This window comes from Vibrio sp. 1288 (genome assembly GCF_033344475.1).
Map to the genome: position 1 here is coordinate 1 of NZ_JAWPOX010001183.1, position 507 is coordinate 507.

At 49.3% G+C, this 507-nt stretch carries 1 pseudogene; it reads right to left on the minus strand.

The features are described 5' to 3' along the window. A pseudogene (locus R8O11_RS31575) lies at positions 1–507 on the minus strand (ammonium transporter); the annotation flags it as partial.

A 507-nucleotide genomic window follows, 5' to 3' on the forward strand; every position in this document is an offset into this window, starting at 1 on the left:
CGTCAATCTTCAGTTTATCGAGACCGATGATGCTAAATACCACTAGCGCACCCGATACCGCACCGATTGCTACAGCATACAAAGGTGATGGTGATAGTGGGTCTGCCGTGATAGCTACCAAACCAGCCAGCGCACCGTTAAGGATCATGGTTAAATCTGCTTTACCCCAAGTGGTTTTACACACAAACAATGCAGCAATCGAACCCGCAGCCGCAGCCGCGTTCGTGTTAAGGAAGATTTGACCAACCGCCGTTGCGTTTTCAAAGTCTGAAACCATCAATTGAGAACCGCCATTGAAGCCAAACCAGCCGAACCAAAGAATAAACGTACCCAGTGTTGCTAATGGCATGTTCGAGCCAGGAATTGGGTAGATTTCACCGTTTTTACCGTATTTACCTTTACGAGCACCAAGCAGTAACACGCCAGCTAGCGCCGCAGACGCACCTGCCATATGAACAATACCTGAACCCGCGAAGTCGCTAAAGCCAGCTTCAGATAGGAAGCCAC